We start from the raw sequence: 1,534 nt of genomic DNA on the forward strand, positions 1-1,534 counted from the left end.
CGAGCCCGGCGGAATCGCGACCGCACGCCGCGAACGGGCCAGGCTTCGACGCGCTCGCCCAGTCCCAGGGGCCGCTCGGCCCGCCCATGGTGGGCAAGACGTGGCGGAGCAAGGAACGCTCGCCTAGTTGCGGGAGGCCGGGGTTTGCGGGGACCGTAGGCCGGTGGTGAAGGGGGTGTGATACGATTTCGGCCTGAGCCGTTCGGATGTAGGGTGAGTCGCGGGTCCCCTCTCCTGGCAGGAGAGGGACAGGGTGAGGTGCGTGACGTCTCCGGAGAATGACTACACCTCAACCAAACCCTCTCCTTCCAGGCGAGGGAGCCCGTCGCGATCCAGTTATCCGAAAGGGACAAGCGGCGGCTGTTATGCGGGTCAAGGGATTAAGTGGCTTTCCGGGAAGGGTTTGGCGGCGGGGATGGGGGGGTTGGGGGGGACCGCGAGGCGGCGGCCGGGGGCGGCGATGGCCAACTTGGCGGGGTTGCCGGCGTCTCGCATGGCCCTGTAGGGGGCCTTGAAGGCCGGGCACGTTCGGGCCGCGACCATGCCGGCCATGTAGAACGCGGTGCGCAGACACGGTCGGCCGCCCGCGATGGCGTGGCGTCCGGGATGGGCCCCGCTCTGGGTCGGATGGGGCGCCATGCCGGCCAAGCTCGCCGCCGCCTTGCGGTCGAGCCTGCCGAGTTCCGGCATGTCGGTGATCAGCACGGTGGCGATGCGCCGGCCGATGCCGGGGATCGAGGTGAGGATGGCGCGCTTGCGGGCGAGGGCCGGATCGGCGCCGATCCGCTGATCGAGCTCCGCCTCGATGGCGGCGCAGGCGCCCTCCAGGGTCTCGATCACCGCCCGGTGGCTGTCGGCCACCAGCGGATCGAGGGCTTGCTTCAGGCGGGTCTTCTCCATGGCGATCAGTTCGGTGAGCTGACGCCGACGGGTCGAGAGCGCCTTGAGCCGGACCTGATCGGGCTCGGGCGCGGGGTGCAGGTGCTCGGGCATGCGCCGAGCAAAGCGCGCGATGAGAGCGGCGTCCAGCCGGTCGGTCTTGGCAATCTGTCCTTCGGCCGTGCGGAAGGCGCGGACCCGGCGCGGATCGACCAGGGCGACGGCAAAGCCGGCCCCGGCCAGGGCCGTCGTGACGGGATGGGCATAAGGGCCGATCGCTTCCAGGGCGACGCGCAGCACGCCGCGCTGGCGCAAGGCGTCGATCAACCGTTCGATGCCGGCCGGGGTGTTGGCGCACCGGAGCGGCCTGGCGGCGGGGTGGAACCCGAGGTCGAGGACGTGCTTGCCGACATCGATGCCGGCTACCGGTACGAGGCTGAGCATGGCGGATCCTGTCCTGTACGCGGGCGCCCGCCGCGGCGGGACCCAACCGACTGTTCGGAATACGCGAAAACAGGGCGTCCGGGATCGTGCCGCTTGACGACCGCGCCCCGACGACACGGCGTATGTCATCGGGGTGGACCTGGAAGCAGTAAGATCGCCAGACGCCCAGGCTGTATCAAACCACAGCAAGCCCTCAGGTACAGGAAACAGT

1 protein-coding gene is annotated in these 1,534 nt (G+C 69.9%); it reads right to left on the reverse strand.

Annotated elements, in window-relative coordinates:
- Window positions 1-372: 372 nt before the first annotated feature.
- On the reverse strand, window positions 373-1,323 hold the full coding sequence (locus tag MKK54_RS00025; protein WP_244008480.1) for an IS110 family transposase: 951 nt from the start codon (window positions 1,321-1,323) through the stop codon (window positions 373-375).
- Between the last annotated feature and the right edge of the window lie 211 nt (window positions 1,324-1,534).

It is taken from the genome of Methylobacterium sp. J-068, assembly GCF_022829445.1.
Taxonomy (GTDB): domain Bacteria; phylum Pseudomonadota; class Alphaproteobacteria; order Rhizobiales; family Beijerinckiaceae; genus Methylobacterium.